At 53.5% G+C, this 17166-nt stretch carries 16 protein-coding genes; 8 read left to right on the forward strand and 8 right to left on the reverse strand.

Annotated features, from left to right (window positions below; genetic code table 11):
- Positions 1 to 10 precede the first annotated feature (10 nt).
- A complete protein-coding gene (locus ACOSDR_RS14485; protein WP_420731721.1) occupies positions 11 to 1804 on the reverse strand; it encodes an ATP-binding protein in 1794 nt (597 codons plus the stop codon).
- Positions 1805 to 1843: 39 nt separating this feature from the next.
- On the reverse strand, positions 1844 to 2773 hold the full coding sequence (locus ACOSDR_RS14490) for a hypothetical protein (RefSeq protein ID WP_420731722.1): 930 nt from the start codon (positions 2771 to 2773) through the stop codon (positions 1844 to 1846).
- 286 nt (positions 2774 to 3059) lie between these two features.
- On the opposite strand from ACOSDR_RS14490, the gene ACOSDR_RS14495 reads away from it, so the two are divergent.
- The gene (locus ACOSDR_RS14495; protein WP_420731723.1) at positions 3060 to 3764 is read left to right on the forward strand and encodes a DUF4197 domain-containing protein; all 705 of its coding nucleotides are present in this window, start codon (positions 3060 to 3062) and stop codon (positions 3762 to 3764) included.
- Positions 3765 to 3811: 47 nt separating this feature from the next.
- Here ACOSDR_RS14495 and ACOSDR_RS14500 read toward each other — a convergent pair whose 3' ends face one another.
- Both ACOSDR_RS14500 and ACOSDR_RS14505 read right to left on the reverse strand, forming a co-directional pair.
- The gene (locus ACOSDR_RS14500) at positions 3812 to 4435 is read right to left on the reverse strand and encodes a flavin reductase family protein (RefSeq protein ID WP_420731724.1); all 624 of its coding nucleotides are present in this window, start codon (positions 4433 to 4435) and stop codon (positions 3812 to 3814) included.
- Positions 4436 to 4479: 44 nt separating this feature from the next.
- Positions 4480 to 4887, reverse strand: coding sequence for a hypothetical protein (locus ACOSDR_RS14505; RefSeq protein ID WP_420725601.1), 408 nt, complete (start codon positions 4885 to 4887; stop codon positions 4480 to 4482).
- A gap of 475 nt (positions 4888 to 5362) precedes the next feature.
- Between ACOSDR_RS14505 and ACOSDR_RS14510 the strand changes: the two genes are divergently transcribed.
- The 6 genes from ACOSDR_RS14510 to ACOSDR_RS14535 all read left to right on the forward strand — a co-directional run bounded on the left by ACOSDR_RS14510 (position 5363) and on the right by ACOSDR_RS14535 (position 12108).
- Positions 5363 to 6379 (forward strand): amino acid ABC transporter substrate-binding protein, encoded by a 1017-nt coding sequence (locus ACOSDR_RS14510; RefSeq protein WP_420725600.1) that lies wholly within the window; start codon positions 5363 to 5365, stop codon positions 6377 to 6379.
- A 185-nt stretch (positions 6380 to 6564) separates the two neighbouring features.
- Complete coding sequence (locus tag ACOSDR_RS14515; RefSeq protein ID WP_420725599.1) at positions 6565 to 7764, forward strand: amino acid ABC transporter permease; 1200 nt, start codon at positions 6565 to 6567, stop codon at positions 7762 to 7764.
- A gap of 9 nt (positions 7765 to 7773) precedes the next feature.
- Complete coding sequence (locus ACOSDR_RS14520) at positions 7774 to 8889, forward strand: amino acid ABC transporter permease (RefSeq protein WP_420725598.1); 1116 nt, start codon at positions 7774 to 7776, stop codon at positions 8887 to 8889.
- Between the two features lie 23 nt (positions 8890 to 8912).
- Positions 8913 to 9680 (forward strand): amino acid ABC transporter ATP-binding protein, encoded by a 768-nt coding sequence (locus tag ACOSDR_RS14525; RefSeq protein WP_420725597.1) that lies wholly within the window; start codon positions 8913 to 8915, stop codon positions 9678 to 9680.
- A 167-nt stretch (positions 9681 to 9847) separates the two neighbouring features.
- The gene (locus ACOSDR_RS14530) at positions 9848 to 10849 is read left to right on the forward strand and encodes a ketopantoate reductase family protein (protein WP_420731725.1); all 1002 of its coding nucleotides are present in this window, start codon (positions 9848 to 9850) and stop codon (positions 10847 to 10849) included.
- A 161-nt stretch (positions 10850 to 11010) separates the two neighbouring features.
- Complete coding sequence (locus ACOSDR_RS14535; RefSeq protein ID WP_420731726.1) at positions 11011 to 12108, forward strand: TAXI family TRAP transporter solute-binding subunit; 1098 nt, start codon at positions 11011 to 11013, stop codon at positions 12106 to 12108.
- Between the two features lie 50 nt (positions 12109 to 12158).
- On the opposite strand, the gene ACOSDR_RS14540 is transcribed toward ACOSDR_RS14535, so the two are convergent.
- From ACOSDR_RS14540 to gmd, 4 genes are all read right to left on the reverse strand, one after another.
- Positions 12159 to 12989, reverse strand: coding sequence for a universal stress protein (locus tag ACOSDR_RS14540; protein WP_420725594.1), 831 nt, complete (start codon positions 12987 to 12989; stop codon positions 12159 to 12161).
- A gap of 109 nt (positions 12990 to 13098) precedes the next feature.
- Positions 13099 to 14475 carry an SLC13 family permease gene (locus tag ACOSDR_RS14545; RefSeq protein ID WP_420731727.1) on the reverse strand — a complete coding sequence of 459 codons (1377 nt, stop codon included), beginning with the start codon at positions 14473 to 14475 and terminating at the stop codon, positions 13099 to 13101.
- Positions 14476 to 14499: 24 nt separating this feature from the next.
- A complete protein-coding gene (locus ACOSDR_RS14550; RefSeq protein WP_420731728.1) occupies positions 14500 to 15453 on the reverse strand; it encodes a GDP-L-fucose synthase family protein in 954 nt (317 codons plus the stop codon).
- A gap of 5 nt (positions 15454 to 15458) precedes the next feature.
- Entirely contained in the window at positions 15459 to 16499 is a 1041-nt protein-coding gene (gmd, locus tag ACOSDR_RS14555) for a GDP-mannose 4,6-dehydratase (RefSeq protein ID WP_420725591.1), read from the reverse strand.
- A gap of 244 nt (positions 16500 to 16743) precedes the next feature.
- On the opposite strand from gmd, the gene ACOSDR_RS14560 reads away from it, so the two are divergent.
- Positions 16744 to 17085 (forward strand): DOPA 4,5-dioxygenase family protein, encoded by a 342-nt coding sequence (locus ACOSDR_RS14560; RefSeq protein WP_420725590.1) that lies wholly within the window; start codon positions 16744 to 16746, stop codon positions 17083 to 17085.
- Positions 17086 to 17166: the final 81 nt, after the last annotated feature.

Consider the following 17166-nt stretch of genomic DNA (forward strand, 5'->3'; position numbering starts at 1 on the left):
ACATCTTGTTTCAGGCTGATGCAGCGACGCATTCCGGGGGAAGGAATACTGTGACGATGGTGCCTTGCCCCGGCGTCGACTGAATCGTGAGCGTTCCTCCATGCTGTTCTACCAGCATTTTCGACAGCGGCAGGCCAAGCCCGGCCCCCTCATAGTCCCGCGCAAGATGGGTCGATATCTGTCCAAACGGGCTTAACGCCAGGGGTATCTGTTCTTCTGATAGGCCAATTCCCGTGTCACGGATCACAATTTCCACACCGCCCGCAGGACCTGTATGCGCGTCAATAACAACAGATCCGCCTGATGGTGTGAATTTAACGGCATTCGTCACAAGATGTGAAATGATCTGGCGAAACTTCACCTCATCCACCCAAAGATCAGGCAGGTCCTCCGCCAGAGATAAAGAAACATTGATCTGCCCGTCGCCTGCCATCGATCGAACTTTTTCAACTGCCATGGTCAAGATTACGGTGATATCCACAACAGAACGCGCAACGTCATCGCCTCGTCTGTCGACACGCGAAAAGGCAATGATATCATTCACCATTTCCAGCAAACGCTGGCCGCCATCATGAATGTAACGACCATATTCGACGTATTCGGGCGAATTGATGGGTCCTTGAGTCTGATCCCGGATCATCCCGGAAAATCCGATCACCGTGTTTAGCGGGGTGCGCAATTCATGCGTGACCCGGGTCAGAAAATCTGATTTCGCTTCAACAGCTTCCTCCGCGGCACGCAAGGCCCTGACCTCGGCCTGCCGCGCCTTGTTTAAGGCAATGCTCATTTCATTAAACCGTTTGGTAAGCGCCCTTACTTCCACCGGAACAATGCCGCCTGGAACATAAACAGAAACATCGGCGTCGCCATCCGCAACGCGATCCGCAGCCTTTGAAACAGCTTTAATCGGGCCGGCGATAAAGCCACCAATGGCAAACCCCAGTAAAGTGGATAAACCAACACCAAAGGCGACGATGAAATAGGCCGACTTTTGCACTTCATCGGCCTTGGCCTGCAATTCACGATACGGCTGAGGTATCATCACCCCCCATCCCGTAGCGGGAACGGTTGTGAAACCCGCAATCATATCCTCCTTTGCGGCGGGTGAGAAAAACTTGGAGACCCCGGTTTCCCCTTTGATCATTCGAGCAACTGGGTCGACGGCAGACAGGTCTTTCAAGTCCCTTTCCCAATCCGCACGGGGATGACCTACGACACGACCGATGGCATCGACAATAGCCGCATGCCCTCCCTCGCCGAACGCCACAGCACGCTGGGTTGTTCGCAAGAATTCCGTGCTCAACTCCCCCAGCGCCAGCGTATTAGGTTCTATCTTCTTCAACAGATAAATTGCCGGCTTGCCGGATGGATTCAGCATCACATTGGTGAAAACCAGTTTGCCAAGACCATATTCCGCCACTTCAATGAACCGATCCAAAGGCGGTAGAACAATACTTTCCATGCTGTAAGTGGCCGATGGCGTAACGGAAACCACGCGCTTCGTGTCAGTTTCGATCAAGCAGATATGCCGAAAACTGAGCGATGCCAACAATGTTCCCAAATGTTGGGACCCGCGCAATTCCGGATCAGTTTCAACGACATGGGAAAACACCGCCGACACATCCTGGGCGTACCGCTCCAGGGCAAGACTGAGATTCCGGGCGAGCAACAGGTGCCTGTCCCTAACTTCCTCAATCTCCCGGTCCAATGCCGCTGAACGCACCCAAACGGCCCAGACCGATAAGGGAACAATCGACGCAACCATGAAGGCCAAGGCCAGGATCACTCTGAGACCCAGTTTCACATATGCTCCCTTATCGCATCTGGTATCTGCGTACCATTGCTATGACGTCTTGTCGTCGCTGTTGGCTTTACTTGTTTTTTCCGCCGGGGCGCTGGTTTTCGGAGTTGATTTGGACGCGGCGCCCTTTGCCGTTGTGTCGGGCTTACTCGCCGGGGTGTCGCTGGCATTCTGATTCTGGTCGGACTTAGAGTTCGGTTTGGTTACTGCATCATCAGAACTGGACTGGCGACCCCGCATCGCCAAATACGCGACCCCGACCAAAGACAATGCCACCAGAATTGACAGCCAGAACCGTTGCCGCGCCAGGGCATCGCGCTCCATTTGAACCTGGGCCAGCATGTCATCGCTGGATTTCTGGTCCGCCTGCGCCGTCTCCAGCGCCGCCGTGGCTTCCGCGGCCTTTGCCTCCAGTGCTTTGTTTGATTGGGTCAAGGCTTCGACATCTGCCTTCAAATCTGAAACAGCCTGGGCATTGGACTTTCCGACATCGACCTGGGCGGTCAGATCCTCAATCACCGTACGTGACTCCGCTAAATCCTTTTGCGCTGTGTCTAACGTGCCCGACGCTGCGATCAGATTATTCTGCAATTCATCAATCAGGGCAGCATTCTGTTTCCCTTCGGCTTTCGCCGCCTTCAGTTCATTCTGTGACGCTTCCACTTGCGCCTGTAATAACTGAATTTGCTCTGATTTCTCTTGTAACTGCTTGGCCATTGCGCCGATGGTCTCATTCAAACCACTCATCTGCTCGCCAAGTTTGTTGAGAATAGGAAGTCCCCCGGGGGGAGCGGTCTCAACAGAAGGCAGCGTTGAGCCGGTTTCCCCGACTTCAGCCGTCCCATTTGTCTGAGACCATGCCATCGAAATGGGCGCCGCAACCAGACCCAGCGCCACCAGGGGGCCCACACATATGTGCTTAATTCCGCCCTGATACCGCAGGCCATCCGTGATCTTGCTGTAAAATGACATCACCAGAGTCCCCCTAAAATATAAGTTGTTCGCAGTCTAACCTGTTAAAGCGGCGGGGTCACCTATCGCGTGGGGACGATGCCAGGTAAGAGCAGAAACCGCTCAAATTAGTTCTCTTTCAGGGGCACATAGATTAGGCTGATGCAACAGCAATCACTGTCTTTTGTTCTGAAAGGGTTCGCCAACAATGCGCTTTACCTCCTTGGCTTCTTCGCCCCAATCAAGCTGCTCCCTACCAAGTGTTTTCCTATTCTGCGGCCCATTTCTGGTGATTGGCTTATTGGTTTTGTCATCGGCGTCTACGGCTCAGGCAACCGGCCTTTTGGACAGTGCGAAATCATTGCTGAATCTGAATTCCTCTCAGTCCACTGCGCCCGACGTATCCGGGCTCAGCAGTGCCGACATCACCAAGGGGCTGAAAGAAGCTCTGCGCATCGGCAGCGAGCGGGTCGTCGATACGCTGGGGGTAAAAGACGGGTTCAACACCGACCCTGTCGTGCATATCCCCCTGCCGGATCAGCTAAAGACAGTACAATCCATGTTGTCCAAGGTTGGCCTGGGCAGTCTGGGTGAGGAAGTTGAGTTAAAGATGAACCGCGCCGCAGAAAGCGCGATGGAAGACAGTGGCGAGATTGTCATCAACGCTATTCAAGCCATGAGTGTGGACGATGCCAAAGGCATTCTACAGGGTCCCGATGACGCCGCGACACAATATCTGGCACGCGTGTCAGGCGACGACATCAAGGCGAAAATCCGCCCCATCGTCGACCAGGCGCTGACAGAGGTTGGCGCGGTAGAGGCTCTGGATAAAATGATGGCCAGCTACAAGAAAATGCCCTTTGTTCCAGATGTGAAGGGTGATCTGACAACCCACGCAACCGAAAAAGCCTATGAAGGGTTGTTTCATTATGTTGCGCAGGAAGAAGCCGCCATTCGCGAAAATCCGGCAAAACGAACCACAGAACTGCTGCAAAAGGTGTTTTCGAAATAGCGCATCAGGCTCTTGGCGGATGCTACAGCATGCTGCGCAGCATTACTCTAAAGTGGCCAGCTTGGCCGATCCATGGAAAAAGTTTCTGTGATCCGCGCATAGTCGCGATAGCCTAACCGCGCAATGGGATCGACTCTTCTGATATCGACAATGCCGTCCACCAGAACAGCGTCGTCGATATGAATGCCTATCACCTCCCCAAAGATAATGGTGTTGGACCCATTTTCCTGGGTCGAAGGAAGGTCGACGACTTTCACCAATTTGCATTCCAGCTGAATTGGACTTTCCCGAACGCGTGGCGGCGCCACCAGAAGGGACGGCACCGGGGTCAGGCCGGCCAGTTCAAATTCATCAACCCCGTGCGGTGCAGAAACCGCCGATATGTTTACCGCCTCCCGCAAGGGCCAGGTCGCAATATTGTGAACGAACTCACCTGTCTCCAGAATATTTCTGACGGAATCCTTTGGGCCGTCATGCTGAGTATGGGGACCCGTAGACGAGAACATGACCTGTGGCGGGAAGTATGAAACACCATTAAAGAAAGAATACGGTGCCAGATTGACGTTACCGTCCTTATCCATACTGGAAATCCAGCCTATTGGACGCGGGACAATCAGACCATTGAAAGGGTTATGCGGCAGGCCGTGCGGTTCGCTGGCTTTGTAAAACATACCACTCCTTATGGAAGGAAAACGGATCCTGAAACGCGCCCTGCCTAAAGGTCCGGATTGTTTCGCATTGCCAGGATCTGATCGCACATATTCAGGTTCAGCTTGATCATCTTATCCAGCAATTCGGGTTCCCGCGCACCGCCATCGGCCATCGCAACTGTGACCTTCGTCATAAAATCGCTGATTTTCGACAATAATCCGGCCGTTTCAGTGGTCACATCTTCTGAAAAATGGCGGGGCAGAAAGTTGGAGATAAACCGCCACAGGAAGAGATTGGTTTCCAGAATGCTTTGCCAGGCCTCCCCGGAAACATTGTTCAGTTTCGCGGCCTCAATCTGTTCCGCCATGTCCAGGAACGGAAGCGCCATATCATCGATCAGCTCTTCACGAGACCGCCCCTCCAACATCGCTGAATCAATTCGAATACCCGCATTGCTGTTTGACTCGCCCATACTCAGCCCCCTGTGCGTCGCAAATTTCTTCCCAGTATAGATTCCGGGCGCGCTCAATTCCAGATCGCGCATGGATAATGTCGCATAATGCGGTCGGTTGCGTCTATTTAAATAGTAACCTGCACATTAAACGTGTATGCGTTTCTGTGCATTTATCCGTCTATACCAAAGTGTTAATGTGGCCTGAGAATTCCAAAAGCGACCAATGCTGCAATTTTTTGGACATTCAACACTAGTTGTGTGAGTATGGGATTAAGGATGGGTAAGAAATCCAACAATAAACACCGCTGATGATTAAAAAAATGTGCACCGCAAGATTTCGGTTTGCAAAACGTCATCAGATTTGGAATATTTTCTTACCTAACCAGAATAGAGCTGCGATAGCAGCCGTTTGGGAGCATTAAAAAGGGCCTGAGCAAGCTGCTTGACCAGTTATGAAACTGGCAACAACCGAAAGAATAGGGGACAATACCACATGAAACTCAAATCAATCCTGGTCGCAGGCGCGGCTTTGGCAATGACGGCTACCGTCGCCAATGCAGCCACGCTTGAAGACGTTAAAGCAAGTGGCGAACTGAATTGCATCGTCACCACCGGCCTCGTCGGCTTTGCATACACGGATGCCAACGGACGCTGGAACGGCTTTGACGTCGATTTCTGTCGTGCCACTGCGGCAGCCGTGCTGGGCGATGGCGAGAAAGTGAAATTCGTCCCGACCACGGGTAAAACCCGCTTTACCGCCCTGAACTCTGGCGAAGGCGACATCCTGTATCGGAACACAACGGTCACGATGAGCCGTGACGCCGACCTGAAGCTCACCTTCCTGGGCGTCAACTACTATGACGGTCAGGGTTTCATGGTGAACAAGGCTTTGGGTGTTACCTCTGCGAAAGAACTCAATGGCGCATCGGTCTGCATCCAGACCGGGACGACAACGGAATTGAACCTGGCCGATTACTTCCGTGCTCAGGGCATGTCCTATGAGCCGGTTCCGATCGAAACCAACGAAGAAGCCCGGACCAACTATCTGAGCGGTCGTTGCGATGTGTACACCACGGATGCGTCCGGTCTTGCGGCAACCCGTGCGACCTTTGAAGCACCCAAGGATCATATCCTGCTGCCAGAAATCATCTCCAAAGAGCCTTTGGGCCCGGCCGTGCGCCAGGGTGATGATGCCTGGGCGGACACGACCCGTTGGGTTCTGAACGCACTGATCGAAGCCGAAGAATATGGCATCACCGCAGCAAATGCTGATGAAATGGCCGCCAATCCGCCAAACCCAAGCGTTGCCCGTATCCTGGGCGCCGAAGGTAACTACGGCGAAATGATTGGTCTCGACAATCAATGGGCCCTGCGCGCGATCAAAGCCGTGGGTAACTATGGTGAGATCTTCGACCGCAACATCGGTCCGAACACTGAAATCGGTCTGGAGCGTGGGTTGAACGCTCTCTGGAGCCAAGGCGGCATTCTTTACGCACCGCCAATCCGCTAAAGACTGAATGAGTATCCGAGGCGGTTCCGAAAGGTGCCGCCTCGGTTCTTTCAGCCCTATGTTCCTTTACAAGCTTGGCTCCCGTTTTGTGCTGACCGGCAATAGGTCATCGTAACCGGACGGTATTTGCCATTCACACCCTTTGACGAGGCCCCAGTTACGGCAAACCTCGAGGGAGACTCTTGATGTCTGTAGCATCTGACACTGATTCCACACCGCAGCGTGGCGGAATAATGCGATTGTGGTACGATAGCGAAGCACGACAAGTCATCATTCAGATCTTCACGATCGCCGTTCTTTTCGCACTGGTCTTTTACCTTATTCGCAATGCCATCATTAATCTGGACGCGATTGGTAAAACGCTGGGCTTCGAGTTCCTTCTCCAGCCCGCCAATTACGACATCAATCAATCTTTTCTGGAATATGACTCGCGCAGTACGAACCTGAAAGCTGCTGTCGTCGGCTTGCTGAACACATTCCTTGTCGCCGGGTTGGGTATCCTCATCGCAACGGTTGTCGGCTTCATTATGGGTGTTCTGCGATTGAGCAAGAACTTCCTGATGAACCGTCTGGTCTATTGCTATGTCGAAGCATTGCGCAATGTTCCGGTTCTGCTGTGGATCCTGTTGATGCACGGCTTTATCGTGATCAATATGCCTGGTCCTAGGCAGGCGCTTGGTCTGGGCGAGTCCTTCTTCTTCTCAAATCGTGGCATCAATATGCCAAGCCCGGTTCCACATCCGCTGTTCTGGGCGACGGCAATTACCTTTATTCTGGGAATAATTGGCGCGATTATCTTCAAGCGTTATGCCAAAAAAATACAGGATGAAACGGGTAAGATTTTACCAGTCCTGTATGTTTCCCTGGGTCTGATCGTTGTGCTGCCCGTGATCGTTTACTTTATCACCGGTGCACCCCTGGACTGGGACACGCCTGTTATGAAGGGGTTCAACTTCCAGGGCGGCTATGTCGTCAAACCGGAACTGATTGCCCTGACATTGGCTTTGGCGCTTTATACCTCCGCCTTTATCGCGGAAACGGTTCGGGCCGGCATTCTGGCCGTGAATTATGGTCAGACGGAAGCTGCGGGCGCCTTGGGACTTCGCAATAACCGGACCCTGCAACTGGTGGTCATTCCCCAAGCAATGCGCGTTATTGTTCCGCCTTTGACCAGCCAATATCTGAACCTGACCAAGAACTCATCCCTGGCCATTGCCATTGGATATATGGACATCACAGCCACGCTGGGGGGCATCACATTGAACCAGACCGGGCGGGAAATGGAATGCATGGTCCTGGTCATGGCGATCTATCTGTGCATCTCGCTGGCGGTGTCAGGCTTTATGAACTGGTATAACAACCGAATTAAACTGATAGAGCGATAGGAGGCTGAGATGAGCGACGCAAAAAGCTACGAGCCAGGTCAACATCCCAGCCTTGCGCCCCCGAAGAACCTTGTCGGCTGGCAACGCTGGATTTGGGATAACCTGTTTGGAACCGTCACCAATACGGTACTGACCCTGCTGTCAGTATACCTGCTGTATCTGATCGTGCCGGGCATACTGGACTATTTCATTTTCGATGCCGTTGTTAACGCCAGTTCACGGGCAGAATGCGCAGAACTCGGAAAAGGGGCCTGCTGGGCCTTTATCGGGGACCGGTTCCAGGTTTTCATCTATGGGTTCTATCCAAATGAATTGCGCTGGCGCCCCAATCTGACTTTTGTCCTGTTGTTCGTTGCCTTGGCGCCGGTGCTGTATGACAACATCCCGTTCCGTAAATATGGCCTGATGTTCTCTCTCGCCTTCCCAATCATCGCGGGGGTTCTGATGGTGGGTGGCGTGTTTGGCCTGGAACCTGTTGACACCCGGTTGTTTGGCGGCGTGTTGCTGACGATCGTGATCGGCGTCACCGGCATTACCTTCTCGCTTCCATTGGGCATCCTTCTCGCTCTGGGTCGGTATTCCAACCTGCCCGCGATCAAGATCGTCTGTACCGTCTTTATCGAATTCATCCGGGGGGTTCCCCTGATTACCTTGCTGTTTGTCGCTTCGACGATGTTGAGCTATTTCCTGCCGCCGGGGACGACCTTTGATCTTCTGCTGCGGGTTCTGATCATGGTGACCCTGTTTGCCTCTGCCTATATGGCGGAAGTTATCCGGGGGGGGCTGCAATCCCTGCCCAAGGGCCAGTTCGAAGCCGCCGACGCCATGGGTCTGAAATATTGGCAGACGATGCGACTGATCGTTCTGCCGCAAGCCTTAAAGATATCAATTCCAGGTATCGTGAACACCTTTATCGGCCTGTACAAAGATACGACATTGGTGATCGTGATCGGGATGCTGGACGTTCTTGGCGTTGCAAAATCCGCGGTGTCTGACCCGGTCTGGAATGGGCTTTCCGTAGAAATCTACGTTTTCGTGGCAGGATTCTTCTTCATCTGCTGCTTTGGTATGTCCAGGTATTCCATGTATCTGGAGAAAAAACTGCACACAGGCCACAAACGCTAATCGCGCGACGAGAGGATACTGACATGGCAGAGGTTGCCACAAGTAAGGTTGAAAATGAAAACGCCATTGAAGTGCGGCAAATGCACAAATGGTATGGTGAATTTCACGTTCTCAAAAACATCAATCTGACCGTTAAACGGGGCGAGCGGATCGTAATCTGTGGCCCATCCGGGTCTGGTAAATCAACAATGATCCGCTGTATGAACCGGCTGGAGGAACATCAGCAAGGTCATATCCTGGTGGATGGCATCGAATTGACGAACGATTTGAAGAATATTGATGCGATCCGCCGTGAAGTCGGTATGGTGTTCCAGCACTTCAATCTGTTTCCGCATCTGACGGTCCTTGAGAACTGCACGTTGGCGCCGATCTGGGTTCGCAAGACACCCAAGCGCGAAGCAGAAGAAATCGCCATGAAATTCCTGGAACGGGTCAAAATCCCGGAACAGGCATTAAAATATCCGGGTCAGTTGTCCGGTGGTCAGCAACAGCGCGTTGCCATTGCCCGATCCCTGTGCATGAACCCGCGTATCATGCTGTTTGATGAGCCGACATCTGCCCTGGACCCGGAAATGATTTCCGAAGTGCTGGATACGATGATCGACCTTGCCTCAACCGGCATGACAATGCTGTGTGTGACCCATGAAATGGGCTTTGCACGCAAAGTCGCCGACCGTGTAATCTTTATGGATGGCGGGGAAATCATCGAGGAAAACAAACCTGAGGAATTCTTCACCAATCCACAAAACGAGCGCACGAAACTGTTCCTGAGCCAGATACTGGGACATTAAACCCGGCGAAAAAATTGCCTGAGTTTAGGGAGATATCAGACTAAAGAGGGGATGGTCGCCACCCAATCGCAGTGGCACCTCATCAGCAAACGGGCGTCAGTGGCAATCCTCTGACGCCCGTTTCCTATCGCGCTACAGTGCGGTGAAGAACCAATAAAGGGTACGAAATGAAGATTGCGATTGTTGGGGCGGGTGCTATCGGGGGCATGATCACGGCACTATTGGCCAGGATTGGGGCGGACCCTCTGTTAATCGCGCGCGGTTCGACTTTGGCTGCGATCCGCCAATATGGCCTGACCTTTGAAGATGCCACATTCCAGGACGCTGCAAGCGGTTTCACCTGTCACCCCAGAGTCACGGATGCGCCACAGGTTGAGGGCCCACAGGACCTGATCATTATTGCCGTCAAGGCCCACCAGATTAAAAGCGCCCTGCCCATGATTACCCCGTTGATGGGTCCCAACACCCATATTCTAACCGCCATCAATGGCCTGCCCTGGTGGTTCTTCCAAGGCGCGGACGGTCCCCACAAGAATCACATCCTGAAACATGTGGATCCGGATGGCACCCTGTCACGGCAGTTCGATCCGTCCAGAATTATTGGATGTGCCGTCTATCTGGCTTCAGAAGTCATCGCCCCCTACACGATCAAAAGTTCAGGGGCGAACAGACTGGTCATCGGCGCCATCACACAACCGCCCCCTGCCATCCTGTCAGAAATCGCACCCGTCATGGAAGCGGCGGGACTGACATGCACCGTGTCTGAAGCAATCCGCGCCGACGTGTTGAACAAGCTGATGGGGAATTTGTGGGCGAACCCGCTTTCTGTCGTGACCGGCGGAACACTTGATATCATGACCCATGATCCACAGATTTCTGGGATCGGGCGGCGTATGATGGAAGAGTTCTCAGACCTGTGTGCCGCGTTGAAGGTTTCCCTGTCCGTCACCATCGATCAGCGGTTCCAGGGGGGCCTGAAACTGGGGGCATTCCGGACCTCCATGCTGCAAGATTATGACCGTGGACGCGCCATAGAACTGGATGCGATCCTGGGCGCGGCGATAGAAGTCGCCGACCTGCTGAAGACGCCGTGTGATACAATGCGGATGGTCTATGCCCTGACCCGAATGCGGGCAGAAGCGACAGGCTGTTATCAAAAGCCCGTATAGGGTAAATCGGGGCGTTCGTCCTGTGGTCCGTCTTTACCTTGATCGCAATTTACTAGAGTATCGCTTTGCTGCTCATGCGAACGCATGATGCTCGCTTGTCCTTTGTCAGCTCATGCGAACGCATGATGCTTGTGTCCTGATCTCCCACGGTGGAATTGTAAATGACCCGTGAAAAGCCGCCATCGTCAACGGTCCTGGCCCAGACTCAGGAGTCTTTCGTCAGTCATAAGCCCAATCGACGCCGCATCCTCGCCACGGGCCTGGGGGGTGCTGTGGTGGGATTGTTGCTGCCAACTCCGTTTACCCCCCTATCGGCGCAGGATGAACGCCCCAGCCTTTCCTTTTTCCGGATCGGGACCGGCCCTTCAGCAGAGTCACTTTACAGCCTGGGGACCGCGATTTCAGCAGGGATCAGTCGTCCCCCCGGCAGCAGCCCGTGTGATGAAGGGGGCATCTGCGGTGTTCCCGGACTGATCGCGGTAGCTCAGACCCGCGCTGGGTCCATCCCCAATATTCGTGACATTCGCGATGGCGTTCTGGAATCAGCGCTGGTCCACGCAGATATGGCCTATTGGGCCTTTACCGGCGGTGGCCCCTTCGCGGACGAGGCCAGCGTTCCCGACCTGCGTGTAATCGCAGACCTGATCCCCGTCTCCCTGCATATTGTTGTTCGGGCCGATTCCGGTATCAACAGCATCCGGGACCTGAAAGGGCGCACCATATCCCTTGGCGCCAGAGGGGCCGGGACAGGCACAATCGTAAACACGCTGTTGCGCCTGAATGGCCTGAATCTCCAAGACATCAAACCGGTATATTTGCGCCCAGGCCCAGCCGCAGACCATTTGATCACCGGGGTTATTGACGCGTTCTTTGAAATGGGGGCCGCCCCTATCGAAGCCATTTCAGAGCTTCAACAGGAAGAGACCATAAAACTGTTGCCCATCGATGGCGCGGCGCAACAAACCTTGAAGGGATTCTTCCCATTTCTGTCTGCAGGAACCATCCCATCCCAGGTTTATCGCAAGATTGAAGAAATCACGACCGTAAAGCTGGGCGTTAAATGGGTGGTTAAAGAAAAAATGGATGCGGTATTGATACAAAATATCACGCGCGCGCTGTGGCAAAGCAGCACGGCAGATTTATTCAATCACAACAATCCGGGTTTGACCTTCCCGACGGTAGAGGAAGGGCGCCCGAAAGGACGTGTTCCGGTCCATCCAGGTGCCCAAGCCTACTACGATACAATTCACAGCAGTTGATAGAAACTCTAGCGCATCATGCCTTCGCATAGGTTCACACAGGCTTTGTTCTAATGCGACATCAGAACGGGCACAGTCATTTCCTTCAGGATCGTGTGGGTCACGCCGCCCAGTATCGTTTCCCGCAAGCGGGAATGGCCATACGCTCCCATTACAATCAGATCCGCACCAAGATCAGACGCTTCATTCAGAACGACTGAGCCGACATCCACACCTTTTCCAGGGGAATGGCGCAGTTCCGCAGAAATGTTATGTGACGCCAGCAATCGCGCGGCGTCATCGGCTGATACAGCAGGATTCTTTTGGCTCTCCCCAACACTCAACACCGTCACTTTTGATGCTTCATTCAACAGGGGGATAGAATCTGACAGCGCCCGTGCAGCTTCGCGTGTATCGGTCCAGCACAACAGAACATGCCCGCCAATCGGCTTTTTCTTCCCGATATAGGGAATGATCAGAACCGGGCGACCGCTTTCCAGCACGACATTATCGGGAAGATCTTCAATTTCCACGAAATCCGTGTCCGGCTCGGACTGACCCAGAATGACCAGATCACAGCCCCGTGCTATGCGCGACAAGGCGCGGGTCGCATCCCCTTTTGCCATCACGAATTCGGATCGATCCGTCCAACCGGATGCCGCCACCAGTTTTTCGAAAGATACTTTTGCTGCTTCGACATAGCGGCGCTGTTCGTCTGCCATTGAAGCAATGACATCTGCTGGAATCTGTGCCGCAGCATAGGTTGGAATGCGCGGCTCTGCCTCTACAGCGCAACCAATCAGATGCGCATCCTGTGCTTCCGCCAGTTCCAGCGCGGCGGATAGCGCACGCTCAGAACGTTTGGATCCATCAAAATGAACCAAAATTCGCTTCACAGTCATATCATATCTCCTCGCATAACACTGATTATTGCCAAATCTTATGGCAGCATCCTATGCCTCCCACTTCGGGACCGCGTTGATGCAAATCAAGGCTGCAAAGAAAATGTGATTAAATCATACCCAGCAATCGCCACCACGCAAAAGTCAGGGGCAGAATGATCAGGACACTTAGAATACCAACCAGAACAACCAGTTTGGTGGCATCGATCAACCGGGCGCCGGTCATACCGATCGCCAATACCAGCGGGGGTGCCTGATAGGGTAAAATGGTTGTGGAATAGGACAGGACAACGCTGGCCAATACCGTTTGCAGCGGCAAACCAGAGGCGACATGCAACGGTTCGGCTAACGGAACCATAACTGCAGGCAGGCCCGGCATCGTGGATACAAGCGATGTCACGCCCCCCCCCAATGCCAATGAGAAGAAGTTCTGCACCGCGGCCCCTGGAGCCAAAGGAAGAATATCGGCCATTGCCGTCCCCAACAGCGCCCCAAGACCACTATCAGCAATCAGGGCCCCCATGCCCAGAATACTGGCAACATAGATTGCAGGGGCAATATTGATCTGTTTGAACGCGTCCTTTGGCAATACGCCGACACCTGGCAGCAAACACAATACAGCCGCCACCAGCCCAATCCAGGCGGGTGAGATGCCATGCCAAATATCCGTCGACCATCCCAACAGGGCAAACAACAGAATAAAGGCCAATCGTCTTTCTTCAGCCGACAAGGGCGAAGACTGTTCCGTTTCTGTCTGTATTGTGACCGATTGACGAAACAGGAAGCAGCCAACCAGCCAAATCAGGATTGCTTTCCCAAACCCTAGCAAAGGAAAGTGCAGCAACATCCATTCGCCATATAGGGGGGCGACACCATAGATTTTCTCAACCGCACCGACATAGACCATGTTGGGGACGGTGGCTGGCAATATGCCGTTGGGAGGATTGAAGCAGGCAAACCCGACAACCAGCGCCACGCCGCTGCGCCCCAGTGACTTCTCCGCCAGGCCATAGCGATCCGCCAGGGCCAGCGCGATGGGCATCAACAACACGATGCGACCCATGCTGGAGGGCATAAAGAAGGAAATAGCCATGGCAACAAAGATCAACCCCGCGATCAAGCCGGTATAATTGGCTGGAAACAACCGCGCCAGCGCCCGGGCGATGCGGGCCCCCAGGCCGGTTTTATGGATCGCCAGGCCAATCACCATGCCAGATACAACCAGCCAGAATGCCTTGCTGGCGAAACCGGTGAAGACCAGGTCCGCCGGGGCAATACTGAAAACCATGGCGAATGCGAAAAACAACAGCGCAGTCAAATGTTCTGCCACCGCGCCCGTTGCAAACAGGGTGATTGTCCCAGCCACCAGCCCCGCGACAGGCGCCACTGTTGGCCCCAGCCCTAGGGGATCCAGCGCACCGATAACAACTGCCCCCGCCAGGCCGAACCATGCTAAAATCGAAGTAGACGATACAGACCCTGACATGATCCCTAACTTTTCCCGAAAATTTTAATTCCCTAAGCGGGCATTGCTTGTTTGCGTAAACCAGCGATAGGTATCCTCCAACCCCTGTCGCAAGGACAAAGCGGGCTTCCATCCCAACCCTCGCAACCTGGAAGAATCCGCCAATTTCCGGGGTGTTCCATCAGGCTTTTCGGAATCAAAAATCAGATCCCCCTGAAAACCGACGACCTCACAGATCAGTCTGGTTAAATCAGCGATGGTGACCTCTTCCCCTGATCCGACATTGACCATCGAATAGGGTGTGTCATTTTCCAGACAATAGCGCGCGGCGGCTGCCATATCATCGACATGCAGAAATTCACGCAATGGCGTTCCCGTGCCCCAGACCGTCATGGTCTTGGCCCCCGCCAGTTTTGCTTCATGCGCCTTGCGCATCAGGGCCGGAATGACATGGCTTTTCTCAAGGTCAAAATTATCACCGGGCCCATACAGATTTGTCGCCATCAATGTGATGGAGGACAAACCATATTGCTTAGCATAAGCCTCACACATTTTAAGCCCGGCTATTTTCGCAATTGCATAGGCCTCGTTGGTTTCTTCCAACGGACCGGTCAGCAAGTGATCTTCCTGGATCGGCTGGGGAGCAAATTTTGGATAGATGCAGGTCGACCCCAGATAAATCAGCTTGGCAACCGCCTGTTGGCGACACGCCTCAATGACATTGGTCTGAATGGCCAGGTTGTCATGAATGAAGGTTCCCGGAAAATCCCGATTGGCCACAATTCCGCCAACCATAGCCGCGGCGCAAACCACATAGCGAGGACGTTCCGCAGCGAAGAAATCCCGAACAGCCGATTGCTCTCTAAGGTCCAGTTCGGATGAGCGTTTGGTAATCAGATTGGTATAACCCGCCGCCTGCAGCGCGCGGACAATTGCCGATCCGACCAGACCGCGATGCCCGGCAACAAAAATGGAATCTGATAGACCGGGTTTCGTCACAGGCTTTATGCCCCAACCGGGCTGGGAACCGTATGACCAGCATCCAGCAAAACCTTTTCGCGACGCGCCAGGTCCATGTCGTTATCAACCATCATGGCAACGAGCTCCTGAAAACCGACCTTTGGCTCCCATCCCAATTCCTTTTTGATCTTGCTGGGATCCCCTAGAAGATAATCAACTTCCGTCGGGCGCAGATAGCGTGCGTCGAATTCAACATGTTTTTTGTAATCCAACCCGGCATAGCCAAAGGCTGCTTCCAGGAATTCCCGCACGGAATAGGCCTTGCCGGTCGCAACGACATAATCATCTGGCTTTTCCTGTTGCAGCATCAGCCACATGGCCTGGACATAATCACCGGCAAAACCCCAATCCCGTCTGGCGTCCAGATTGCCTAAGAATAACTTATCCTGCAGGCCAAGCTTGATGCGCCCAACCGCCCGGGTGATCTTCCGGGTCACAAAGGTTTCTCCCCGGCGTGGGCTTTCGTGATTGAACAGAATGCCATTGGCAACATACAGGCCGTATGCTTCCCGGTAATTCTTACAGAACCAGAATCCCGCGACCTTTCCCACGGCATAGGGGCTGCGCGGATAGAATTCTGTCGCTTCGTTCTGCGGTGGATTTGCCGCGCCAAACATCTCAGAACTGCCCGCCTGATACAGCTTTGCGGATTTCTTGGCCGTGTGAATATAATCCCGCAAGGCTTCCAGCAGCCTTAAGGTTCCCGTCCCAACAACATCGGCTGTATATTCAGGCTGATCAAAACTGACCCGGACATGGCTTTGCGCGCCCAGATTATAAACCTCGTCTGGTTGAACATGTTCCAGGATCCGGCGCAGACCTGATCCGTCCGCCAGATCCCCGTAATGCAATTTCAAATGCAGATGGCTTTCATGGGGATCCTGATAGATATGATCAATCCGCTCCGTCGTGAACGTGGACGCCCGGCGCACGATGCCGTGGACCTCATATCCCTTTTTCAACAGAAACTCCGCCAGATAGGAACCGTCCTGACCGGTAATCCCCGTGATCAACGCTTTTTTCATTCGAAACACCTTGCTGGATAAATCAAATCCCGACAGACGCCCCTGTCCGGGACGAAGTATTTGTTTTTATAACACCATGCCAAATCACCCTATATGGACTCACGCGATTGCATCTGGTTTTGGCATCCTGATCTAGCTACGCGCCCCGCCCCGGACGGTCAAGGATTCGCGCAAGGGATGGCACCAAAGCGCAATTTAATGATACGCTGCGGCAATACAGTATTTTCTTATCAGAAAGTCCCCCATGCCAGAATTGAACGACATTCAGAACTATCATGCCCATGTCTATTACGATGCCGAAACCATTGATCAGGCCCGTGCCCTTTTGGTGGAAGCGCGCGATACATTCGGGTTGGAAATGGGGCGTATGCATGAGCGTTTGGTGGGGCCCCATCCCCGCTGGAGCTGCCAATTAACGGTGCCGGTGGAGACTTTCGCCACCGCCATCCCCTGGCTGAATTTAAAGCGCGCCGGGCTTACAATCTTCGTTCATCCCCAAACCGGAGACGATCTGTACGATCACCGGGACGCGGCGATCTGGCTGGGCGACAGCGTCCCTTTAAACATCGAAATGTTTTTACCCTAGATCAAAGCTGTCGAACCCGAACTCGTTACCGATGACAGTTTTGCGGAGAAAACATGGGGAAGAGCCTCATGCGCTCGCATG

It is taken from the genome of Hwanghaeella sp. 1Z406 (assembly GCF_048892425.1).
GTDB lineage: Bacteria > Pseudomonadota > Alphaproteobacteria > UBA8366 > Aestuariispiraceae > Pacificispira.